Annotated in this window: 17 protein-coding genes and 1 pseudogene; 9 read left to right on the top strand and 9 right to left on the bottom strand. The window is 70.9% G+C overall.

Annotated elements, in window-relative coordinates; all coding sequences use genetic code 11:
• The first annotated feature begins 34 nt into the window (after positions 1-34).
• The 3 genes from YIM_RS48790 to dapC all read left to right on the top strand — a co-directional run bounded on the left by YIM_RS48790 (position 35) and on the right by dapC (position 1,756).
• Positions 35-211, top strand: coding sequence for a hypothetical protein (locus tag YIM_RS48790; protein WP_194239928.1), 177 nt, complete (start codon positions 35-37; stop codon positions 209-211).
• 142 nt (positions 212-353) lie between these two features.
• The gene (fdxA, locus tag YIM_RS42370; RefSeq protein ID WP_153035717.1) at positions 354-674 is read left to right on the top strand and encodes a ferredoxin; all 321 of its coding nucleotides are present in this window, start codon (positions 354-356) and stop codon (positions 672-674) included.
• Positions 671-1,756 carry a succinyldiaminopimelate transaminase gene (gene dapC / locus YIM_RS42365; protein ID WP_153035716.1) on the top strand — a complete coding sequence of 362 codons (1,086 nt, stop codon included), beginning with the start codon at positions 671-673 and terminating at the stop codon, positions 1,754-1,756. Before fdxA ends, dapC begins: the two co-directional genes overlap by 4 nt.
• Before the next feature lie 14 nt (positions 1,757-1,770).
• On the opposite strand, the gene YIM_RS42360 is transcribed toward dapC, so the two are convergent.
• Positions 1,771-2,373, bottom strand: a complete 603-nt coding sequence (locus tag YIM_RS42360; RefSeq protein ID WP_153035715.1) for a TetR/AcrR family transcriptional regulator — start codon at positions 2,371-2,373, stop codon at positions 1,771-1,773.
• Between the two features lie 71 nt (positions 2,374-2,444).
• Between YIM_RS42360 and YIM_RS42355 the strand changes: the two genes are divergently transcribed.
• The gene (locus tag YIM_RS42355; protein ID WP_153035714.1) at positions 2,445-3,791 is read left to right on the top strand and encodes an FAD-dependent monooxygenase; all 1,347 of its coding nucleotides are present in this window, start codon (positions 2,445-2,447) and stop codon (positions 3,789-3,791) included.
• On the opposite strand, the gene YIM_RS42350 is transcribed toward YIM_RS42355, so the two are convergent.
• From YIM_RS42350 to YIM_RS42340, 3 genes are read right to left on the bottom strand one after another with little or no spacing between them, the layout of a single operon-like run.
• Complete coding sequence (locus YIM_RS42350) at positions 3,788-4,777, bottom strand: CHAD domain-containing protein (RefSeq protein ID WP_153037601.1); 990 nt, start codon at positions 4,775-4,777, stop codon at positions 3,788-3,790. The two genes, YIM_RS42355 and YIM_RS42350, sit on opposite strands and share 4 nt — an antisense overlap.
• Positions 4,778-4,826: 49 nt before the next feature.
• On the bottom strand, positions 4,827-5,807 hold the full coding sequence (gene dapD / locus YIM_RS42345; protein ID WP_153035713.1) for a 2,3,4,5-tetrahydropyridine-2,6-dicarboxylate N-succinyltransferase: 981 nt from the start codon (positions 5,805-5,807) through the stop codon (positions 4,827-4,829).
• 25 nt (positions 5,808-5,832) lie between these two features.
• A complete protein-coding gene (locus tag YIM_RS42340) occupies positions 5,833-6,270 on the bottom strand; it encodes a hypothetical protein (RefSeq protein ID WP_153035712.1) in 438 nt (145 codons plus the stop codon).
• Positions 6,271-6,344: 74 nt separating this feature from the next.
• On the opposite strand from YIM_RS42340, the gene dapE reads away from it, so the two are divergent.
• The 4 genes from dapE (at position 6,345) to YIM_RS42320 (ending at position 10,742) form a co-directional block, all read left to right on the top strand.
• Positions 6,345-7,406: a succinyl-diaminopimelate desuccinylase gene (gene dapE / locus YIM_RS42335; protein WP_153035711.1), complete on the top strand. Its 1,062-nt coding sequence runs from the start codon at positions 6,345-6,347 to the stop codon at positions 7,404-7,406.
• A gap of 93 nt (positions 7,407-7,499) precedes the next feature.
• On the top strand, positions 7,500-9,362 hold the full coding sequence (locus YIM_RS42330; RefSeq protein WP_153035710.1) for a glycoside hydrolase family 9 protein: 1,863 nt from the start codon (positions 7,500-7,502) through the stop codon (positions 9,360-9,362).
• A gap of 10 nt (positions 9,363-9,372) precedes the next feature.
• A complete protein-coding gene (locus tag YIM_RS42325) occupies positions 9,373-10,161 on the top strand; it encodes a TIGR00730 family Rossman fold protein (RefSeq protein ID WP_153035709.1) in 789 nt (262 codons plus the stop codon).
• Positions 10,161-10,742, top strand: coding sequence for a TIGR00730 family Rossman fold protein (locus tag YIM_RS42320; RefSeq protein WP_153035708.1), 582 nt, complete (start codon positions 10,161-10,163; stop codon positions 10,740-10,742). The genes YIM_RS42325 and YIM_RS42320 overlap by 1 nt, the downstream gene beginning before the upstream one ends.
• Here the strand turns inward: YIM_RS42320 and YIM_RS42315 are convergent.
• Positions 10,727-11,356: a hypothetical protein gene (locus YIM_RS42315; RefSeq protein WP_153035707.1), complete on the bottom strand. Its 630-nt coding sequence runs from the start codon at positions 11,354-11,356 to the stop codon at positions 10,727-10,729. The two genes, YIM_RS42320 and YIM_RS42315, sit on opposite strands and share 16 nt — an antisense overlap.
• Positions 11,357-11,425: 69 nt before the next feature.
• Here YIM_RS42315 and YIM_RS42310 point away from each other — a divergent pair, with 69 nt between their 5' ends.
• Positions 11,426-12,421: a glucosyl-3-phosphoglycerate synthase gene (locus YIM_RS42310; RefSeq protein WP_153035706.1), complete on the top strand. Its 996-nt coding sequence runs from the start codon at positions 11,426-11,428 to the stop codon at positions 12,419-12,421.
• A 12-nt stretch (positions 12,422-12,433) separates the two neighbouring features.
• Here YIM_RS42310 and cydC read toward each other — a convergent pair.
• From cydC to YIM_RS42290, 4 genes and pseudogenes are all read right to left on the bottom strand, one after another.
• Positions 12,434-13,765: pseudogene (gene cydC / locus YIM_RS42305) on the bottom strand (thiol reductant ABC exporter subunit CydC); the annotation flags it as partial.
• 59 nt (positions 13,766-13,824) lie between these two features.
• A complete protein-coding gene (gene cydD / locus YIM_RS42300; RefSeq protein WP_153035705.1) occupies positions 13,825-15,375 on the bottom strand; it encodes a thiol reductant ABC exporter subunit CydD in 1,551 nt (516 codons plus the stop codon).
• 11 nt (positions 15,376-15,386) lie between these two features.
• A complete protein-coding gene (locus tag YIM_RS42295; protein WP_153035704.1) occupies positions 15,387-16,343 on the bottom strand; it encodes a cytochrome d ubiquinol oxidase subunit II in 957 nt (318 codons plus the stop codon).
• A gap of 2 nt (positions 16,344-16,345) precedes the next feature.
• Positions 16,346-17,518 (bottom strand): cytochrome ubiquinol oxidase subunit I, encoded by a 1,173-nt coding sequence (locus YIM_RS42290; RefSeq protein WP_153035703.1) that lies wholly within the window; start codon positions 17,516-17,518, stop codon positions 16,346-16,348.
• Positions 17,519-17,598: the final 80 nt, after the last annotated feature.

Below are 17,598 nucleotides of genomic sequence, written 5' to 3'. Positions count from 1 at the left end.
TGTGCACGTGGGCGCCGACTGGCTGGAGGAGTAGATGAGCGTCTCCCGCAAGGACGACCGGCACAACGAGGACCTGGTCGACGAGATCGCGGACAGCTTCACCAAGGCCGTCCGGGCCAAGCAGGCGGAAACCGGTGGCGACGAGCCGAAGCCCGCTTTCGTGATCACCGGCGACCAGCGCGACCAGGACCGCAAACGACGCTCCCGGTAATTCGCATACTCCGGGTATGGTGACCCCGGAATCGGGGGTGTTCAGTGGGCGAAATAAGGGTGGCCTCACCACCACGGACCCCTCGTGACCGCGTAATGTCGGCCGTGCGGCCAGACCGAACAGACACAAGCAGGAGAGCACTGTGACCTACGTGATCGCCGAGCCCTGCGTCGACGTGCTCGACAAGGCGTGCATCGACGAGTGCCCCGTCGATTGCATCTACGAGGGTGATCGGATGCTCTACATCCACCCCGACGAGTGCGTGGACTGCGGTGCGTGCGAACCGGTCTGCCCGGTCGAAGCCATCTACTACGAGGACGACGTCCCCGACGAGTGGGCGCCCTACACCAAGGCGAACGTGGACTTCTTCGACGAGCTGGGCTCGCCGGGCGGGGCGTCGAAGGTCGGCAAGACCAGCCACGACCCCCAGTTCATCAAGGACCTTCCCCCGCAGGGCGAATGAGCATCGCCCTACCCGATTTTCCCTGGGACTCGCTCGCCGAGGCCAAGGCGAAGGCGCAGGCCCATCCGGACGGCGTGGTCGACCTGTCCATCGGTACCCCGGTGGACCCGGTCCCGGCCGGGATCCGCGACGCGCTCGCGTCGGTCTCGGACGTGCCGGGATATCCGGCCACGCACGGAACCCCGGCGTTGCGCGCCGCGGCGATCGACGCGCTGCGGCGCCGCCACGGCATCGGCGGCGTCGAGCCGGACGCGGTGCTGCCGACGATCGGCTCCAAGGAGCTGGTCGCCTGGCTGCCGCGGCTGCTCGGGGCCGGTCCCGGCGACCTGGTGGTCATTCCCGAGCTGGCCTACCCGACCTACGAGGTCGGCACGCTGCTCGCCGGGGCGACCGTGGTCCGTGCCGACGGCCTGACCCAGCTCGGCCCGCAGCGGCCCAAGCTGCTCTGGCTGAACTCGCCGTCCAACCCGACCGGGCGCGTGCTCGGCGTCGAGCACCTGCGCAAGGTGGTCGAATGGGCGCGCGAGCGCGGCACGATCGTGGTTTCCGACGAGTGCTACCTGGCCCTCGGCTGGGATGCCGAGCCGCTGTCGATCCTGCACCCGTCCGTCCACGGTGGACGGCTCGACGGGCTGCTCGCCGTGCACTCGCTGTCGAAGTCGGCGAACCTGGCCAGCTACCGCGCGGGTTTTGTGACCGGTGACCCGAAGCTGGTGGCCGGCCTGCTGGCGATCCGCAAGCACGCCGGCATGATCGTGCCGAGGCCGGTGCAGGAGGCGATGGTCGCCGCGCTGACCGACGACGAGGCGCTCGCCGCCCAGCGCGAGCGCTACGCCCGCCGCCGGGAGTCGCTGCGGAAGGCGTTGAAGGACAGCGGTTTCCGGATCGACCACTCCGAGGCGGGCCTCTATCTGTGGTCGACCAGGGACGAGGACGCCTGGCAGACCGTGGACTGGCTGGCCGAACGCGGCATCCTGGTCGCACCCGGCACCTTCTACGGCCCCAGCGGCGGCCGTCACGTGCGCATCGCGCTCACCGCGACCGACGAACGCGTCCTCACCGCCGTGAACCGCCTCGCGTAGGCCTTTCCCGCCGACTAGGCCGTTCCGGCGACGCCGCGGTGGACGAAGTCGGTGAGCAGGTCGATCGCCTCGTCGTCGGACAGGTCGCGGCCGTCGCCGCCGGCCACCAGCCAGGTGTAGGCGAACTGGTCCATCAGCGCGGTCATCGCCGAAGTGACCAGTTCCGGATCGCCGGGCAGGCCGGGCAACCGCGCGAAGTGCCCGACGAGGTGCTTCTTGTCCGCGACGGTCATCTGCTGCAGCCGCCTGCCCAGCTTCTCGTTGACCATCGCGGCCTGGCGCAGCGCCACCATTTCCGGCAGGTGCTCGCGGTAGAACCGCCAGAAGTGCGCCACGTGCCAGCGCACCGCTGAGCGCTTCGAGAAGTCCGGGTCGTGCTCCGGATCGGCGATCCCCTCGTCCGCCTCGGCGAACATGTCCGTCAGCAGCGCTTCGAGCAGCTCTTCCTTGCCCGCGAAGTGGTTGTAGAACGAGCCCGCGGCCCGGCCCGCTTCGGCCGTGATGTCGGTGATCTTGGTGTTCAGATAGCCCTGCCTGGCGAACACGCGTCGCGCCGCGGCCTTGAGCGCCGCCTCGGTTTCCGCCGCCTTCTGCTTGCGGCTGGTCGTACTGGTCACCGCCACCTCCTTGACACCGAACGCTAGCAGCGGTCATAGTGAATCTAAATTCAGTGAATGGAGATTCAGTCATGCGGGTGCTGATCGCGGGAGCCGGGCCGACCGGGCTGACCCTGGCCGTCGACCTGGCCAGGCGCGGGGTCGACGTGCGGGTGGTGGACAAGGCGGCGGAGTTCTTCGCCGGTTCGAGGGGTGACGGGTTGCAGCCGCGCACGCTGGAGGTCTTCGACGACCTCGGGGTGCTCGAAGCGGTGCTCGACGCCGGGATCACCATGCCGCCGCCGATTCGTGCCCACGTGGCCGGTGAGTTCGTCGGCGAGCACGTGATGTTCGAGCCACAGGAGCCGACGCCGGACGTGCCGTATCCCAACGGGTGCATGCTCGGGCAGTCGCGGACCGAGGAGATCCTGCGCGAGCGGCTCGCGGGCTTCGGGGTGCGCGTTGAACTCGGCACCGAGCTGACCGGGTTCAGGCAGGACGACGACGGCGTCGACGTGGTGCTCGACGACGCCGAGCGGATGCGCGTCGACTACCTGGTCGGCGCCGATGGGGGACGCAGTTTCGTGCGGAAGTCGCTCGGGATCCCGTTCGAGGGCACCACGGACGAGTCGATCCGCATGCTGCTCGGGGACGTCGCGGCCGACGGGCTGGACCACGACTTCGCCCACTGGTTCGGGCTGACCCCGGACCCGCGCGACGGGATCGTGCTCACGCCGTTGTCGGGCGGCGAGCAGTTCCAGTTCGCCGCGCCGCTGGTGGGCGACCCGTCGCTGGCGGGGCTGCAGGCGCTGCTCGACCGGTTCTCCGGCGGCATGGACATCCGGCTGCACGACCTGTCCTGGTCGACCGTGTGGCGGCCGAACACCCGCCTGGCCGAGCGGTTCCGCGACGGCCGCGTCTTCCTGGCAGGCGACGCCGCGCACACACACCCGCCGACCGGCGGGCAGGGGCTCAACACCGGCGTGCAGGACGCGGTCAACCTGGGCTGGAAGCTCGCCGCCGAGCAACACCTGGACACCTACGAGGCGGAACGGCTGCCGGTGGCGGCTTCGGTGCTCGGGCTGAGCACGGCGACGCTGAAGAAGTACACCGACGGCAACCCCGAAGCGTTCCGGCGGGGAACGGAGTTCCACCAGCTCGGCATCAGCTACGCGGGCGGCCCGCTGGCGCGGGACTCACGCGCCGAGCCGGGCCGGGTGGTCGCCGGTGACCGCGCCCCGGACGGCCCGGTGGACGAGAAGACCCGGCTGTTCGACCTCTTCCGGGGTCCACATTGGACAACCCTGGCCTTCGGCTGCCCGGCGCCCGGCGAGGAGCACGCGCACCGGATCGACGGCCTCGCGCTGGAGATCTACGACGTGACGCCGGGCACCATCGTCCGGGTCCGGCCGGACGGCTACATCGGCTCGATCAGCTAGGACTTCTTCAGCAGGACCTTGGCGGCCTCGTCGATTTCGGCGACCACGTCCGGCCAGATCGAGCGCGCCACCACGCAGCGCAGGTGCTCGCGTTCCACGATGCGCCCGGCGATGAAGGCGACCGCCGGCTCGACGTCGGCGGCCAGTGCCCGGACGCGGTCCGCGGCGACGACGGCGTCCTGGTGGTCGCCGAGCACGGTCTGCAGTCGCTCGGCCGCCTTCACCAGCACCTTGATCGCCTGCTTCGAGGCCTTGTCCGGCGCGGCGGGCTTGGCCAGCTCACCGGCGTACCGCAACCGCTTGCCATGGATGCGCAGCGCGTGCAGGTCGTCGTTCGGTGGGTTCTCGCCCAGTGCGGCCACCGCCTTGGCCAGCTTCCGGTACGGCTTCTTCAGCGCGCCGACCAGATCCACGTCGCCGCGCCGGACCGGGGTGCCCACCGTGTCCGCGCTGTCTACATCGGACTCGATCTCCACCTCGGCCGGCCGCGCGAGCTGGGCGGTCATGGTGAGCACCGTGGCGTAGCGGCTGCTGTTCAGCACCCTGGTCAGCCGCCGCTTCGCCTGGCCGCGCTGGGCGACGAACCGCGCCACCAGCTGCCTGGCCGCGAGCTGGTCGGTGGTCTCGAACTCGGCGACCACCTCACGCAGGTGCTCGATCAGCACGTCGAAATCCCGGACCTCACCGAGGGTGTTGCCGAGCCAGCCCAGCTCGGCGCGCGCCTCCTCGGCGGTGGTCCCGAGCAGCCCGCCGGACAGCTTCAGCACGCTGCGCATCCGGCGGATCGCCACGCGCAGCTGGTGCAGGTGCTCGGGATCGGTGCCCGCGCGGGTGCCCGGCTCGTGCTCGAGCACCGCGCGCAGCTGCCGGTCGAGCTTGGCGCGCACGTGCGCCACCGGCGGATCATCCGGCCCGGCCTTGGGCGGCTTCGGCGGCAGACCGAGGTCCGCCGCGGTCCTGACCTGGGGCCGGGGTGGTGTCGTCACGGTGGTCACCTGGTTAATGGTAGGTGAACCGCGTTGATCCAAATGGGCGTCAGTTCGCGTGCAGCGCCGCGTTCAGCTCGATGCCGGATCCGGTGCGGGGCACCACTTCCACCGCGCCGTTGGCCGAATTCCGGCGGAACAGGGCGCCCGAGATGCCGGACAGCTCCCGCGCCTTCACCGTCTTGCCGTCGATGGTCACCTTGGTGCCCGCGGTGACGTACAGCCCGGCCTCGACCACCGAATCGTCGCCGAGCGAGATGCCGATGCCGCCGTTCGCCCCGATCAGGCAGCGCTCGCCGATCGAGATGACCTCCTTGCCACCACCGGAGAGCGTGCCCATGATCGACGCGCCACCGCCGACGTCACTGCCGTCGCCGACCACCACGCCGGCGGAGATCCGGCCCTCGACCATGGAGGCGCCGAGCGTGCCGGCGTTGTAGTTCACGAAGCCCTCGTGCATCACCGTGGTGCCGGTGGCCAGGTGCGCGCCGAGCCGGGCGCGGTCGGCGTCGGCGATCCGGACGCCGGACGGGGTCACGTAGTCGACCATGCGCGGGAACTTGTCCACGCCGTAGACGGTCACCGCGCCGCGGGCGCGCAGCCGCAGCCGGGTCGCCTCGAAGCCCTCCACCGGGCACGGTCCGTGGTTGGTCCACACCACGTTGGCGAGCAGGCCGAAGATGCCGTCCAGGTTCTGCCCGTGCGGCCGGACCAGGCGGTGCGACAGCAGGTGCAGGCGGAGGTACACGTCGTGCGCGTCGGCCGGGGCTTCGGCGAGACTGCCGATCCGGGTGCGCACGGCGACCACCTCGACGCCGCGATCGGTGTCTTCGCCGAGCAGCGCGGCCGCGGCCTCACCGAGGGCTTCGACGGCTTCTTCCCGCGAAAGCCGTTCGGTGCCGCTGCCGGTGCCCGCGTCCGCCAGCTTCGGCTGGGGGTACCAGGTGTCCAGCACCACACCGTCGGTGGTGATGGTGGCCAGCCCGACGCCGCTGGCCCCGGTGGTCTCGGGTGAAGGGTTCTCGGTCACGGCTGAGACGGTAACCGAGCCGGGGTCACCCTGTCGCCGTGGGCGCTTCGCGCAACCGTGTGCGGACAGTGTCCAAACCGGCCTTCAACTGGTCCAGCTGGCGTAGGCAAATGGCCGCGTCCGGGGCGCTTTCCGCCTCGCAACCTGCGCCTCGGTAGCCGTCGATCCCGGCACGCAGTTGCTGTCCGGGTTCACGGAGAGCGACGAAGGTCTCGGCGAGCTTGTTCACCGTTCCGGTGAAGCTGCCGAGTTGCGTGACGTACTTCTCGCACAGCCAGAACCGCTGCTTCTCCGGTGCGGTGAAGCAGGGGTCCGCGGTGAGCGCGGTGGCTTTGGTGAGCAGCGCCTCCGGGCTCACTTCGCCCGGCTTCGGCTGGGTTGGTGCCGGGTCGTCACCACCGCATCCGGCCATGGCCAGCAGGGGGACCGCGATCAGTGCGAGGGAGAAACGGCGGATGCGCACCCGGTCACCGTACTTTGGCAGTTCGGGGGTCCGGGGGTCGTCCCCCGTGCAGACGACACAGTAGGTTGCGGGCCATGGCTTTGGACCTGCGTGCCGACCCGATCGACCTGACCGCCGCACTGGTGGACGTGCCCAGCGAGTCCGGTCAGGAGGCGGAGTTGGCCGACGCGGTGGAGGCGGCCCTGCGTGCGGACGCCCCGCACCTCGAGGTGGTCCGCAACGGGGACGCGGTGCTCGCGCGCACGAACCTCGGCCGGGCGAGCCGGGTGATCCTGGCCGGGCACCTGGACACCGTGCCGGCCAACAACAACCTGCCGGTCCGCCGTGAAGGCGGCCACCTGCACGGCCTTGGCACGGTGGACATGAAGGGCGGCGACGCGGTCTTCCTGCACCTCGCCGCGGCGATCACCGAGCCGAAGCACGACGTCACCTTCGTCTTCTACGACTGCGAGGAGGTCGACGCCGCGCGCAACGGGCTCGGCCGCATCGAGCGGGAGCTGCCGGACTGGCTGCGCGCGGACCTGGCGATCGTCGGCGAGCCGTCGAACGCGGTGATCGAGGCCGGTTGCCAGGGCACCATGCGCGTGCGGCTGAAGGTGACCGGGCAGCGGGCCCACACCGCCCGTGCGTGGCGCGGGTCGAACGCGATCCACGGCCTGGTCGAGCCGCTGCGGCGGCTGGCCGAGTACCAGCCGCGCACGCCGAAGATCGACGGCCTGACCTATCGCGAGGGCTTGCAGGCGGTGCGTGTGCACGGCGGCGTGGCAGGCAACGTGGTGCCGGACGAGGCGGTGCTGGAGATCAACCACCGGTTCGCCCCCGACCGCTCGCCCGCGCAGGCCGAACAGCACCTGCGCCAGCTCTTCGACGGGTTCGATCTGTCCGTTGTGGACATTTCGGCGGGGGCGCTGCCGGGACTGGACGCACCGGCCGCGGTCGAGCTGGTCCAGGCGGCCGGCGGGCAGCCGGTGGCGAAGCTGGGCTGGACCGACGTGGCGCGGTTCTCCGCGCTGGGCATGGCGGCGGTCAACTTCGGGCCGGGCGACCCGGCGCTGGCGCACACCCAGCAGGAGCACGTCGCGGTTTCGGACATCACCCAGGTGACCAAGGTGCTCCGGACCTTCCTGAGCCGTTGACGATCGGCGCTGGTGGGCGCTACCTTCTCAGTCTGCTGGAGAACAGTTAAGAAAGTTTCCTATCTATTTCCCGCCGCCGGAAAAGGGGAAACCGTGAGACGACCCGCGCTCGCGCTGCTCACCGTCCTGCTGCTGTCGCCCGCCGCCCCGGCCACCGCCGCGCCCGCCACCGGCGAGCTGCGCGTCGACCAGATCGGGTACGGCCCCGCCGAGACCAAGATCGGCTACCTGCTGGGAAAGGCGCCCGCCCAGGGCACCCCGTTCCGCGTGGTCGACGCCCGCGGCCGGACCGTGCACACCGGCAGGACCCCGGCCGCCACCGGTTCCTGGAACACCACCTATCCCGCCGTGCACCAGCTCGACTTCAGCGCGGTGAAGAAGCCGGGCACCTACCGGCTGAAGCTCGGCGAGGCGACCTCACCCGAGTTCCGGATCGGCAGCGGGCTCTTCGCCCCGCTCGCCCGCGCGAACAACGAGTTCTTCCAGGCTCAACGCGATGGCGCCGACGTCATCCCCGGACGACTGGACCGCAAGCCCGCGCACCTGGCCGACCGGCAGGCGACCGTCTACGCCGCGCCCGAGTTCGGTGGCGACTTCGGCGACGAGATCCTGGCACCGCTCAAGCCGATCGGCGGTCCGCTCGACGTCGAAGGCGGCTGGGCCGACGCCGGCGACTACGTCAAGTTCACCTCCAACTCCGCGTATTCGCTGGCGGAGATGGGCTACGCCCTGCGCGAGCGGTACGACCGCGCGCTCGCCGACGAGGTCCGGTTCGGGCTGCGGTGGCTGGACAAGATGTGGGACGCCCGGAGCGGGGTGCTCTACGCGCAGGTCGGCATCGGCACCGGGAGCGAGAAGTTCGGCTTCCTCGGTGACCACGACGTCTGGCGCCTGCCGGAGGCCGACGACGCGCGGCAGGTCGAGCCGGGTCATCCCGAGTACTACGTCAAGCACCGCCCGGTCTTCCCGGCGAACGCGCCGGGTGAGGCGGTCAGCCCGAACCTCGCGGGCCGCGTGGCCGCGGCTTTCGCGCTGGGCGCGCAGGTCGAGCGCGACAAGAAGCTGGCGCGCAGGTATCTCGACGAGGCCGCGTCGATCTTCGCCAAGGCCAAGACCGCCGGCGTCGGTGAGCTGGTCACCGCCTTCCCGCACTCCTACTACCCCGAGTCGTCCTGGCGGGACGACCTGGAACTGGGTGCCACGCAGCTCGCGCTGGCCGGGCAGCGGCTCGGCGACCGGCGTGCCGCGGAGTGGACCGAGCAGGCCGTGCACTGGGCGCGCGAGTACATCGGCGGTGACGAGCGGGGCACGCTGAACCTGTACGACACCAGCGCGCTCGCGCACGCCGACCTGGCGAGGCTCGCACCGCGGGTGCGCGGGGAACTGGTCGCCGACCTGCGGCGGCAGCTGGACGAGGGCGTGGCCGGGGCGCAGGCCAGTCCGTTCCGGACGGCCGTGGACCTGACGCAGTTCGACGCCGCCACCAAGAGCTTCGGATTCGCGGCCACGGCCCTGCTCTACCGCGGGATCACCGGCGACCGCGCCTACGACGCGTTCGGCACGCAGCAACGCGACTTCACGCTCGGGGCCAACGCGTGGGGCATCTCGCTGGTGGTCGGCGCGGGCAGCCGGTATCCGAACTGCCCGCACCACCAAGTAGCGAATCTGCGCGGAGCTCCGTTGAGGGTGGCGGTGGGCGACGGGTGGGCGAATTTGGCGGGCAGTACCGAGCCGGGCGCGCGAATCCTCCACGGTGCGGTGGTCAACGGGCCGAACGGCACGGCGAACTTCGACGGCCTGACCCCGCCCGACGGGGCCACGCCGTGCAGCAAGCCGCTGGCCACCTTCGACACCCCGGACACCCGGTTCTTCGACGACCTGAGTTCATGGCCGAGTTCCGAACCGGCCATCGACTTCACTTCCACCGCGCTGCTGGCCTTCACCCTGAGTCCGTAAGCTCGGGAAAGTGACTGAGCGAACTGCAGAGGTGCCCGGCGAGCAGTATCCGGAGCACCCGCCGGAGAAGCACCGTGGCCCGGTCGTCCTGCGCCGCGAACGGCGGTCCGAGGCGAGCACCACCGATGAACGGCTGCTGGACACGCGCGGCCCGTCCGACTGGGTGCACACCGACCCGTGGCGGGTGCTGCGCATCCAGGCCGAGTTCGTCGAGGGCTTCGGCGCGCTGGCCGAGGTGCCGCGCGCGGTGACCGTGTTCGGCTCGGCCCGCACCCCGCGCGACCACCCGGAATACGAGCTCGGCCGCAAGATCGGCGGCGCACTGGCCAGTGCCGGGTTCGCCACCATCACCGGTGGTGGGCCCGGCGCGATGGAGGCGGTCAACCGCGGTGCCTCCGAGGCGGGCGGGTTCTCCATCGGCCTCGGCATCGAGCTGCCGTTCGAGCAGGGCCTGAACCCGTGGGTCGATCTCGGGGTGAACTTCCGGTACTTCTTCACCCGCAAGACCATGTTCATCAAGTACTCCCAGGCCTTCATCTGCCTGCCCGGCGGGTTCGGCACGCTCGACGAGCTGTTCGAGGCGCTCACCCTGGTGCAGACCAAGAAGGTGACCAAGTTCCCGGTGGTGCTCTTCGGCAGCGAGTACTGGGGCGGCCTGTACGACTGGATCGCGAAAACCCTGTTGCGCGAGGGCAAGATCGGGCAGAAGGATCTGGAGCTGCTGCACGTCACCGACGACGTCGACGACGCGGTGTCGGTGGTGCAGGAGGCGTACAAGGCATGGGAGGAAGCCCACTAGTGAAGCGGGTCTGCGTGTTCTGCGGATCGTCGCCCGGCAACAGCCCGGTCTACGCCGAGCAGGCGGCCGCACTGGGGAAGCTGCTGGCCGAGCGCGGTATCGGACTGGTGTACGGCGGCGCGAGCGTCGGCATCATGGGCGTGGTCGCCGACGCCGCGCTGGCCGCCGGTGGCGAGGTGATCGGGGTGATCCCCGGCCACCTGATGAGCGCCGAGGTCGGGCACCACGGGCTGACCGAACTGCACGTGGTCGACACGATGCACGAGCGCAAGGCGAAGATGGCCGAGCTGTCCGACGCGTTCCTGGCGCTGCCGGGCGGCGCGGGCACGCTCGAGGAGCTGTTCGAGGTGTGGACCTGGGCGCAGCTGGGCCTGCACGCGAAACCGCTGGGCCTGGTGGACGTGGCCGGGTACTTCGAGCCGCTGCGGAAGTTCGTCGACCACATGGTGGACGAAGGCTTCCTGCGGGCGCAGCACCGCGAAATGGTGTCGGTGGACCCGGATCCGCGGGTGCTGCTGGAGATCTTCGCGTCGCACAACGGCGTTGTGGTCGACAAGTGGAGCGGTCAGACCCCGAAGTGATAGATGCTCGGCAGCCCGGCCACCGGTAGGCAGGAGTTCTCCTCACCGAAGCAGATCTGGGTCCGGCTGAGGTCGATCTGCGCGGGCACGTCGGCGTAGGCGGGCACGTAGTACGAAACGCCTTCGCGCAACTGGGTCTCCGACGCCGAGGCCGCGCCTTCGCGCAGGACGTCGGAATCCGCGCGGGCCTTGGATTCCGGGGCGAAGCTGCCGAACGCGATGAACCTCGCGGCGCAGTCGCTCAGCGAGATCGGGGCGCAGGCGCCGCTGCTCGGGAAGCGCACCGTGGCGGGGAGCACGACGTCGCCGGTCACCGCGGCCGACAGGTCGGAGATCCGCAGGACCACACCCAGCGTGGTGCGGCCGGTGGTCTCCGGCCTGCCACGGAACCGGGTGCTGGTGCCCTGCGCGACGCCCTGCGCGGCGAAGGCCGGGGCGCGGTGGACGGGCCCGCTCGGGCCGGGCAGGGTGCGCACCGGCATCGGGTCGGGCGGCCGGGTCGTGGTGGGCGCGGGTGCGCTGGGCGCACCGGGTGCGGCCGGGCCGGCTCCGCAGCCCGTCAGCAGGGCGGCCACGAAGGAACCGGCCAGCAGTCTTCGGTATCGAGAGTCCATGCCGGTGCAGACGGTACCGCCGGAAGGGCCCTCGGCGGGGTAACGGTTCGGGCGCCATAGGCTGTACTCATGAGTAGTCCGGGGGTCCGGGGGTCGTCCCCCGAGCCGACAACACAGCGTCTCCGGACCTGGCAGGACCCGCGCTGGTCCGTCGGCGAACTCGCCGAAGCGAAGCGCGGCCGCACGGTCTCGGTGGTGCTGCCCGCGCTGGACGAGGCCGAGACGGTCGGCGGGGTGGTCGCCTCGGTGCTGCCGCACGTGGGTCCGCTGGTCGACGAACTGGTGGTGGTCGACTCCGGGTCCACCGACGACACCGCCGAGGTCGCCGCCCGCGCGGGCGCGAGGGTGGTGCGCCGAGAGGACGTGCTCCCCGACCTGCCGCCGTGGCCGGGCAAGGGCGAAGTGCTCTGGCGCGCGCTCGCGGCCACCAGCGGTGACCTGGTGGTCTACCTCGACTCGGACCTGGTCGATCCCGATCCGGCGTTTGTGCCCGCGCTGCTCGGGCCGCTGCTCACCGCCCCGGGCGTACACCTGGTCAAGGGCTTCTACCGCCGTCCGCTGCGCCTGGAGACCACCGAGATCGGCACCGGCGGCGGCCGCGTCACCGAACTGCTCGCGCGCCCGCTGCTGTCCGCGTTGCGCCCGCAGCTGGCCGGGCTGGTCCAGCCGCTCGGTGGTGAGTACGCGGCCACCCGCGAATTCCTCGAATCGGTGCCGTTCGCCGCCGGGTACGGGGTGGAGATCGGCCTGCTGCTCGACGCCGAGGCCCGGTACGGCGTCGACGCGCTGGCGCAGGTCAATCTCGGGGTGCGCAAGCACCGCAACCGGTCACTGCTGCAACTGGGCGTGATGGCGCGGCAGATCCTCGGCACCGCGCTCGCCCGCTGCGGGATCGACCAGGCCGGCGGGGAGCTGACCCAGTTCGTGCAGGTCTCGGGCGAATGGCTGCCCGACGTCACCGAGGTCCTCGTCGCGGACCGGCCGCCGATGCTCGAAGCCGTTCGCCTCGGCCTCGGCGAGGTCGTGCGTGGCCAGCACCACGGTGGCCCCGGGGCACGCCCGTAGGACCCCGTCGAGCACGCGCCTGGCGTGTGCCGGGTCGAGGCCCTCGGTCGGTTCGTCGAGCACCAGCACGCGTGGGCGGGCCAGCACCGCGCGTGCCAGCATCAGCCGTCGCCGCTGCCCGCCGGAAAGCGTGGTCGCGTCGTGTTCCCAGTCGCAGTCCAGGTCCGCGGCTTCGCAGGCACGCCGCAGTTCGGCGTCGGTCGCTTCCGGGGCGGCCAGCAGCAGGTTTTCCTTGACACTGGACCGGAAGATGTGCGCGTGCGCGGTGGCTCCGCTGATGATCCGGGGTAGTTGCCCCGGGGCGAATTCATCGAGTGCGCGCCCGTTCACGGTGACCTCGCCCGCCCGCGGTTCGAGCAGGCCGAGCAGTACGTGCAGCACGGTGGTCTTGCCGGAACCGCTCGGCCCGATGAGCGCGATTCGGCTGCCTTGCGGCAGATCCAGGTCCGTCAACGGAAGATCCCGTGCGGTGGCGCCACGCAGCCGGAGGTGGACCGGGCCGTCGGGAACATCGGCGGTGCCGGGTTCCGGAGCCGGTTCGGCCAGCAGCGCGCGCAGGCGGGCTATCGACGCGCGAGCTTCCACCCAGCGCTGGGCGGCGGCGGGCAACGGCAGCACCACTTCGAACGCCGCGAGCGTGCCGAGCGCGAGTGCGGCGGTCAGCGGGATGGACACGCCCGCGACCAGGCAGACCGCCAGCGTGGTGCCCAGTTGCATGGCCACGCCCGCCGCGGCGAGCGCGTTCACCCAGCGGGTGCGCTCGGTCGACGTGAGTTCGCCGACGGCGGTCGCGGCCCTGGTCAGCGCGCGCTTTTCGGCCCCGTAGGCGAGCAGCTCCTCCGCGCCTCGCACCAGTTCGACGGCGTGCTCGCCGACGGCCGCCCGCGCCGCCGCGCTCCGGTCCGCGGCCTTGGCGGTCAGCCGGGCACAGCACCACGGCAGCAGGACACCGCCGAGGACGAGCCCGGTGGCGAGCGCGATGGCGGCGTTGATCGAGAAGAACGCGCTGACCACCACCGCGACCGTGCCGGTCAGCGCGGCGACCCCGGCGGGAAGCAGGCAGCGCAGCACGGCGTCCTGTGCGGCGTCCACATCGGACACCACGCGGGCGAGGAGATCGGCGTCGGACGAACGCTGATCGCGGTGCGGCAGCAGCGCGCGGTATACCCGTTCCCGCACCTCACCGATCGCCGACAGCACGACCTCGTGCCCGGCGAGGCGTTCGGCGTAACGCAGGGAACCACGCAGCAGGGCGAGCGTGCGCACCGCGACGATCGCCACGGTCAGTGCGGAGATCGGCGGTTGCTCGGCCGCGCGCAACAGCAGCCACGCGGCGATGCCCATCAGCGCGAGCCCGGCGAGTTCGGCCGCCGTCGCGAGCAACGCGGCCCAGAACAGCTTGCTCAGACGCATGCTTCCTCCCGCAGAACGCCGTGCCGCAGTTCGACCACCCGCGTGGCCGGCTCGGTCATCGCGGGCCGGTGGGCGACCAGCACGGCGGTCCGCCCGTCGAGCAACTTCGCCGCGGTGCGCAGGATCGCGGCTTCCGTGGCGTTGTCCAGGTGGGCGGTGGGTTCGTCGAACAGGAGCAGGTCGGCGTGCGGTCGCATGAGTGCCCGCGCCAGTCCGATCCGCTGTCGTTGCCCGGACGACACCCCCTGCGCTCTGGTGAAGTCGATCCCGGCGGCCCGCGCCGCCGCTGCCACGTCTCCTTCGGCGCCCAGGCTGATGTTCTCGTCGAGGCTGCCCGGAAAGATCGTCGGCCGCTGCGGCACCCACGCGAGCTTCGCCCGCCAGGCGGCCAGGTCGAGTTCTCGCAGGTCAACGCCGTCTACGAGGACGCGCCCCTCGGTCGGTGGCACAAAGCCGAGCAGCACGGCGAGCAGGGTGCTCTTGCCCGAACCGCTCGGGCCGACCAACGCCAGCCGTTCACCGGGCCGGATCGTCAAGTCGACATTGGACAGTGCGTTGTGGTCCCTTCCCGGGTAGCGCACGGTCACGCCTTCGAAGCGGATTTCGCCGGTGCCGGGCTGTTCGGTGCCCGACGGTCGAGGCTGTGGTAGCGCGCGGACCTCCTCCAGGATCGTGAGCCCTTCCGCGCTGGCGTGGAACTTCGCACCCGCCGCGCGTAACGGCAAGTAGGCCTCGGGGGCCAGCAACAGGACCACCAGTGCCGTCTGCGCGGTGATTCCACCGTCGAGCAGGCGCAGCCCGACCGGCACGGCGACCAGCGCCACCGACAGCGTCGCCACCAGTTCCAGCACCAGCGCGGAAAGGAAGGCGACGCGCAGCGTGCGCATGGTCGCGCTCGCGTGCGCGTCGGCCATCCGCCGCACGGTTTCCGCCTGCGCCTTCGCCCGGCCGAACACCTTCAGCGTGGGCAACCCGGTCACCACGTCCAGGAAGTGACCGCCCAAAGTGGACAGCAGTCGCCACTGGCGATCGGTGCGGGCGCGCGTGTGCGCGCCGACCAGTGCGGCGAACACCGGGATGAGCGGCAGCGTGACGGCCACCGTCAGCCCCGCCACCAGGTCCGCGGTGAGCAGCCGCGCGAGCACGGCGAGCGGGATGACCACGGACGCCACCAGTTTCGGCAGGTACTCGGCGAAGTAACCGTGCACGCCGTCGATGCCGCGGGTGACCAGGGTGGCCGTGCGCCCGGCGTCCCGCGTGCCCATCGACCTGGCGAGCACCCGGTTGCGCAGCGTGGTTTTCACCGTGGTGGTGTACCGATCGGCGATCGCGCCGCCGATCCAGGTGAGCGCCGCCCGGCCGAGCACCGCGCCACCGAGCGCGGCGGCCGGACCCGCCGCCGGAGCGGTGAGCAGCGTGGCCAGCAGTTCCGCCTGGACCAGGATGGCGGCGGCGGTCACCGCCCCGAGCACGCCCAGCGCGGCCAGATATCGGCCGAAGCCGGGCAGTTCCTCGCGCAGGCGTGGGTCGATCGGACGCATTCTCGTTCCCCTCAGAAGTGCAGCAGCGTGCGGTCGCCGACCGGCCGCCGGTTCATCCGCCAGGTCAGCCACTGCACGAGCACCACCACGGCGACGGTGGGCACCGCGACAAAGGTGAGCAGGCGCAACGTTCCCGGTGACGCGGCAGCCTCGTTCAGGTCCAGCGACAGCAGCAGGTACGGGAAGCGCAGGGTTCCGGCGAGCACCACGGGCAGCACGGCGAGCGTCATCGACCCGGCGAGTGCCACGCGCGGCGACCTGCTCCAAACCGCGGCCAACGAGGCGATCGCGACGGCCAGTACCGCCAGTGCGGGCCACGTGCGATCCACAGTGGACATGATCTGTGGTGACAGGAGCATCCAGACGGCCACCACCGCGACCCATACCGCCACCACGGGAACCAATCGCCGTGCCAGGTACCTCGCCTTCGCCGCCAGCTCCGCGTCACCACGCACAGCCAGGAAGTTCGCGCCGTGCAAGGCGAACAACGCGACGAACCCGAACCCCCACAGCAACGAGAAGGGATCGGCGACCGGCACCGGGCCGGTGGCGGGCAGCCCGCGCACCAGGTTCCCGAAGAACACGCCCCAGGAAGCGGTCGTGACCAGCGCACCACCGGTGATCAGCAGATCCCAGCTCCCGCGCCCGGCGCCGGGGCGCCTGCTCCGCAACTGCACGGCGGCGGTGAAGGTGATCAGCCCGAGCAGCATGGCCACCACGACCAGGTAGTTCTGCTGGAACACCTTGCCTTCCAGCAGCGGGAAGGCGCCGAACAGCAGGCCGACCGCGGCCACCAGCCACACCTCGTTGCCGAGGAAGAACGGTCCGAACGAGCCGAGCACGCGGCGGCGTTCCGGCTCGTCACGGCCGAAGGCGCGCACCAGGAGGCCGACGCCGTAGTCGTAACCGGCGAGTGCGAAGTAGCCCGCGAGCAGCAGCCCGAGCAGGCACCAGAAGAAGATTTCCATGATCAGACCCCAGTCAGGACGGGCGCGGACGGCATGGACTGTGTGGCGGGGACTTCCGGCTCCGGGCCGCGCCGGGCCAGGCGGGACAGCAGCACCCAGTCCGCGACGGCGAGCGCGGCGAAGAGCGCGGTGAACGCGATGAACGAGGCGAGCACCTGACCCGCGCTCAGGTCCGACATGGCGTCGGCGGTGGTGAGCTTGCCGAACACCAGCCACGGCTGCCTGCCGAGTTCACGCACCAGCCAGCCGCAGATCGCCGCGATGAACGGCAGCGGAATGCCCCAGACCATCAGGTGCAGCAACGGCCGCGCTCGCGCGATCCGCGCCTTGGCCAGGAACGGCAGCGCGATCAGGCTCGCGAACACGAAGAACTGCCCGATCATCACCATCAACCCGAGCGGCAGGCCGACCGCGCCGCCGTCGAGCTTGCCCGGTTGCAGGTCCCCGATCACCGGGAACTGGGCGGTGCCGAAGCCGAACACCACGGGCGCGGTCAGCAGCGTGACCACCACGCCGAGTCGCATCGAGCGCAGGAAGAACTCGACCTCCTCGGTGCGCCGGAGGAAGTGGTACGCGCTGATGCCGACCACGAACACGCCGCCGGTCAGCAGGGCGGCGCTGAGCACGTGCGGCAGCGCGGCGACGAAGGTCGGGTTCGTCAGCAGCGCGCCGAAGTCGGTCAGCCGCAGCACGCCGTTCTCCTCGGTGGCGCCGACCGGGTTCTGCAGGAACGAGTTGGCCGCCATGATCCAGAACGCCGAGGCGTAGGCGGTCAGCGCGACCAGCCAGATCAGCGTCAGGTGCAGCCACCGGCCCATGCGGTCCCAGCCGAAGAGCCACAGCCCGAGAAAGGTGGATTCGAGGAAGAAGGCGACCAGCGTCTCGATGGCCAGCGGTGCGCCGAAGATGTCGCCCGCATAGGTGGACAAACCGCTCCAGTTCAACCCGAACTGGAATTCCATCACGATTCCGGTCGCGATTCCGAGTGCGTAGTTGACCACGTAGAGCCTGCCCCAGAACCGGGTCATCCGGCGGTGCACCGGGCGTCCGCTGAGCGCGTACCGCGTCTGCATCACCGCGACCAGCGTGACCAGACCCAGGGTGAGCAGCACGAACAGGAAGTGGAACGAGGTGGTGGTGGCGAACTGCAGTCTCGCGATGGGGAGTGCTTCCATGCCGCCGGAGCCTACATGTAGGCACGCTACATGTAGCGGTCAAATTCATGGATTCAGGGAGAAGTCAGGGTTGTCTCCGG

Origin of the sequence: Amycolatopsis sp. YIM 10 (assembly GCF_009429145.1) — a bacterium.
Classification (GTDB): Bacteria; Actinomycetota; Actinomycetes; order Mycobacteriales; family Pseudonocardiaceae; genus Amycolatopsis.
The sequence above is the reverse complement of the archived record's forward strand: the minus strand, read 5'-3'. Positions and strand labels throughout refer to the sequence as shown.

What these genes read in the sequence shown, in the direction of transcription:
- dapE (WP_153035711.1), top strand. Translation starts at nt 6,345, where the DNA reads ATGGCTTTGGACCTGCGTGCCGACCCGATCGACCTGACCGCCGCACTG.
- YIM_RS42315 (WP_153035707.1), bottom strand. Translation starts at nt 11,356, where the DNA reads ATGGACTCTCGATACCGAAGACTGCTGGCCGGTTCCTTCGTGGCCGCC.
- YIM_RS42310 (WP_153035706.1), top strand. Translation starts at nt 11,426, where the DNA reads ATGAGTAGTCCGGGGGTCCGGGGGTCGTCCCCCGAGCCGACAACACAG.
- YIM_RS48790 (WP_194239928.1), top strand. Translation starts at nt 35, where the DNA reads ATGAGCGTCTCCCGCAAGGACGACCGGCACAACGAGGACCTGGTCGAC.
- YIM_RS42290 (WP_153035703.1), bottom strand. Translation starts at nt 17,518, where the DNA reads ATGGAAGCACTCCCCATCGCGAGACTGCAGTTCGCCACCACCACCTCG.
- YIM_RS42355 (WP_153035714.1), top strand. Translation starts at nt 2,445, where the DNA reads ATGCGGGTGCTGATCGCGGGAGCCGGGCCGACCGGGCTGACCCTGGCC.
- dapC (WP_153035716.1), top strand. Translation starts at nt 671, where the DNA reads ATGAGCATCGCCCTACCCGATTTTCCCTGGGACTCGCTCGCCGAGGCC.
- cydD (WP_153035705.1), bottom strand. Translation starts at nt 15,375, where the DNA reads ATGCGTCCGATCGACCCACGCCTGCGCGAGGAACTGCCCGGCTTCGGC.
- YIM_RS42295 (WP_153035704.1), bottom strand. Translation starts at nt 16,343, where the DNA reads ATGGAAATCTTCTTCTGGTGCCTGCTCGGGCTGCTGCTCGCGGGCTAC.